The following is a 4,212-nucleotide window of genomic DNA, read 5'->3' as shown; positions in this document are numbered from 1 at the left end:
TATCTTCAAATGTTAAGAAAGCTCCCTGTCCACTTTTCAGCTTTAAACTGTCCAACTTTCAAGTTTAAATAACAGGGCGGAAAAGCAAGTTGACACGCACAATGGAATCATCTATAATTAGAATGTTCGTACATTTGGATATTTCAAATTCCCCCTTTGGAGAAAACTGAAATGAGTCACAAAATTGCCATGCTGGGTACCGGCTTGATCGGGCGTTTTTACACGATGAGTCTGTTGAAATATCGTGGCCAGGAGTCGGTTGTGATTGCTTATTCGCGGCGGGCGGAACAGGCCGAAAAATTCGCGGCAGAGTTTGGTATCCCGCGCTGGACTACCGACATGGCGCAAGCGATTCGCGATCCGGAAGTGGATACGGTCGTGATCGGTTTACCAAATTACCTGCATAAACAAGCGGCATTGCTGGCGGCTGAAGCCGGTAAGGCGGTATTGTGTACCAAACCTTTGGCAACCCATGCGGATGAGGCGCTGGAAATGCTGGAAGCGGTCGAAAAGGCGGGTGTCTTTCATGGTTATCTTGAGGATCTGGTCTATACCCCCAAGACGCTCAAAGCGCTGGAGTCGGCCCGTAAAGGGGCACTGGGTAAAATTTTGTGGGCGCGTTCGCGCGAAACGCATGGTGGACCACACAGTGATTGGTTCTGGACCAAAGAACAATCCGGCGGCGGAGCCATAGTGGATATGGGCTGTCACTGCATTGAAATTGCGCGCAATTTTATTGGCAAGGAGAACCGCCCGATTGAGGTGACTTGCTGGGCAGATACACAGGTTCATCCCATTGATGCGGAAGATCATGCGGTCGGTCTGGTGCGTTATGACAACGGGGCAATCGGGCAGTTTGAGGTTTCGTGGACTTTTCGAGGCGGGATGGATTTGCGCGATGAAATTGCGGGGACGGAAGGAACGGTCTGGCTGAATCACTGGCTGCGCACCGGTTTTGAAATGTTCACGGCGGTAGGGCAGGGTGGATATGTGGCCGAGAAGGCGGAAGGTGATACCGGCTGGTTGTTCCCGGTGGGTGATGAAATCGGCTCGCTGGGGTATGTGGAGATGTTCCTGGATATGTTCAATGCCATGGATGAAGGCAGGCAGCCAATGGAGACCTTTTACGACGGTTATGTGGTCAACGCGATTATCGATGCCTGCTACAAATCCGCCCAGTCCAAAAAATGGGAGCCGGTGGAATTGAAGGTGTGGCGCGGCGGCGAGGGCAAAGATCGCGGTGCTGCTTTGAAGGACTACGATGAGGAGCATTATCTGATCAAGGAAGAGCGCATGCCTAACGGCAACCTCAAGATCATCCTGAAGGACAAGAAGACGGGTGCAATCAGCCAGATCATTCGAGAGTAAGAACTTTGTCTATCAAATAAACGAAGTTCTTAATAAAATATACGAAACCGTCTATTGAATTTACGAAAGGATTTTGTAATAATAAGGGCAAGTTGTTTTTATCGCAGATTCTCCCGATAAAAACGTCCCTGTATCAGCGTTGATTTTCGATCTTCGCTCTACCCCAATTCATGAACAATACCCTTCGCTCACGAATCAAAGCCCCCATTTTGTTGAACAGCGCAGAAGCGGAAATTATCCGTGCATTGCGCAGGCAGGGCTGTATTACCAGTACGGATATTACCCGCATGACCGGCTGGTCCAAAGCGAAGACGGCTCATGATATTCGCGATCTGGTGGAAAAGGGTTTCCTTATGGAAGCAGGCGAGGGTATTTCCCAGGGTGGAAGAAAACCCCGCCTGCTTTGTATTAACCGCAACCTTGGTTTTGTAGTGGGGGTGGATATCGGTGCAACCAGTGTGGATGTTGCGCTGGCGGATATTTCAGGAAGTATTTTACAACGTTATAGCGAAGCAGCCGATGTACGCCAACGCCCGGAACCCTTTTTGCGGCGCTGTGTCGAGATCATCTTTCACCTGATAGAGTTGCAGGGTTGCCGGGCTGATCAGATTTTGGGCATTGGTATTGGCGTACCCGGCCCGGTTGATTTTGCGCGCGGGGTGCTGGTTGCGCCACCTTTGATGCCGGATTGGGAAAATTTCTCGATACGGGGATTTGTGAAAGAATCTTTTCCAAACGCTTTTGTGGTCGTAGACAACGATGTCAACATCATGGCGCTGGGGGAGCAACGCGCCGGTGATGGAATCAATGTGGATCATTTTATCTTTGTAAAAATCGGCACCGGTATTGGGGCCGGCATCGTTTCCAATGGAAAAATCCACCGCGGCAGCACGGGTTGCGCTGGTGATATTGGACATATTTGTGTGGATAAAAACGGACCAATCTGCCGCTGCGGTAATACCGGTTGTCTGGAGGCGATGGCGGCTGGCCCGGCGATTACAGAAAAAGCCATGCAAGCCGCGTTGAACGGCAGCAGTCCTTTCCTCAAAAATTTAATGGATCTTAACGGCGGCGTTTTACGCCCTGAAGACGTCAATGCCGCCTGCCGCGAAGGAGATCAGGCCGCATTGGAGATCATTCGTGCCAGCGGTCAAATGATTGGGGATGTGCTGGCTGGGCTGGTTAATTTCTTCAATCCCAGTCACATCTTTATCGGTGGGGGCATTGCCAATTTCGGCAATCATTTACTGGTTTCTATCCGTCGAGCAGTGCTGCGTCGTTCCCTGCCACTGGCAACCACGCATCTGGCCATCAATTTCTCGCGCATGGGTGCCGATGCGGGAGTGACTGGCGCGGTTGCTCTCGCGCTCGAATACCTGTTCGTCATCGAAGATCAACCAACCATGACCATCTGAAAGAAGATTTAGTGGAAAGGAGGTGTTGACGTCATCCAAAATATCCCAATGATCGTTTGTCCGAATTTTTGTTTGAACGAAAAACTTACCAGAAGGAGAAGATGAACATGCAAAGAAAACCCCTCTTTACCATACTGGCCTTTATCATGGTGCTTTCCATGATTCTGGCAGCCTGCGGTACACCCGCAACCCCCACAACCGAGGTTCAACCAACCCAACCCCCGCAAACCGGGCAACAACCCACTCAACCGCCGGTTGAATCGAAGGGTCCTCCCTTCACGATTGGGATTTCGAATCCGTTCATCAGCAGCGAATACCGGACGCAGATGATAGCGGAGTTAATCGAAGTCAACAAGGAGTACATGGACAAAGGATTGACGACCGAGCTGGTGATCGAGAGCGCGGATACGGACGTAGCCGGTCAGATTCAGCAATTGCAGAATCTGATGGCGAAGGGAGTGGACGCGATTCTGGTCAATCCGAGTGATGTAAATGGTCTGAATGCGACACTGCAGGAAGCGGTGAGCAAGGGGATCATTGTGATCTCGGTGGATCAGGAGTTGAATGTGCCGGGCGTGTACAACGTGGGCATTGACCAGAAGGAATGGGCGAAGACGAGCGCCAAATGGCTGGCCGAGAAATTGGGCGGCAAGGGCAACATTGTGCTGATCGAAGGTTTCCCCGGACATCCGGCGAATGTAGCGCGGATGGAAGGGGTGGACGAGGTGTTGTCGCAGTACCCGGACATCAAGGTGCTGGCGAAGGATACCGGCAAATGGGATGAAGCGACGGGTCAGCAGGTGATGTCGAACTTCCTGGCGGCGTACCCGAATCTGGATGGGTACTGGACACAGGACGGGATGGCGATAGGTGCGTTGCAGGCGGTAATTGCGGCCAATCCGGCGAAGTTCCCGGTGGGTGTAGGTGAAGGCCGCTGCCAGTTCCTGAAGTTGTGGGAGCAGGTGTTGAAGGACCGCCCGGACTTTGAGACGATTGCGGTAGCCAATCCGCCGGGTGTATCGCCGACTGGATTGCGGATTGCGGTGAACATGCTGTTGGGCAAGCAGGTAGACAAGAGCAAACTGGGTGGTGCGAATGGTTTGTCGTTCGTCATCCCGGTACCGATTGTCATTACCAAAGCAAACCTGCAGCAAGGGCTGGACATCTGCAAGGATAAGCCGGATGCCTACCTGCTAGACGGCATCATGACCGATCAGGAAGTTCTGGATACTTTCTTTGTCAAGGAACAGGCCGCCACCCGCAAGTTCACGATTGGGATTTCGAATCCGTTCATCAGCAGCGAATACCGGACGCAGATGATAGCGGAGTTGATCGAAGTCAACAAGGAGTACATGGACAAAGGGTTGACGACCGAGCTGGTGATCGAGAGCGCGGATACGGACGTAGCCGGTCAGATTCAGCAATTGCA

The 4,212-nt window shown here is 52.0% G+C and carries 3 protein-coding genes; all 3 read left to right on the top strand.

What is annotated here, in order from left to right:
* Positions 1 to 171: 171 nt before the first annotated feature.
* Positions 172 to 1,368 carry a Gfo/Idh/MocA family oxidoreductase gene (locus VAE48_RS09415; RefSeq protein WP_322793073.1) on the top strand — a complete coding sequence of 399 codons (1,197 nt, stop codon included), beginning with the start codon at positions 172 to 174 and terminating at the stop codon, positions 1,366 to 1,368.
* A 170-nt stretch (positions 1,369 to 1,538) separates the two neighbouring features.
* Positions 1,539 to 2,783: an ROK family transcriptional regulator gene (locus tag VAE48_RS09410; RefSeq protein ID WP_322793072.1), complete on the top strand. Its 1,245-nt coding sequence runs from the start codon at positions 1,539 to 1,541 to the stop codon at positions 2,781 to 2,783.
* Between the two features lie 107 nt (positions 2,784 to 2,890).
* Positions 2,891 to 4,212, top strand: a 1,322-nt coding sequence (locus tag VAE48_RS09405; protein ID WP_322793071.1) for a substrate-binding domain-containing protein, incomplete at its 3' end; no start/stop codon positions are given.

The sequence above is a fragment of the Bellilinea sp. genome (assembly GCF_034432615.1).
Classification (GTDB): domain Bacteria; phylum Chloroflexota; class Anaerolineae; order Anaerolineales; family Anaerolineaceae; genus Bellilinea.
This window is presented reverse-complemented; position numbering and strand designations above follow the sequence as displayed.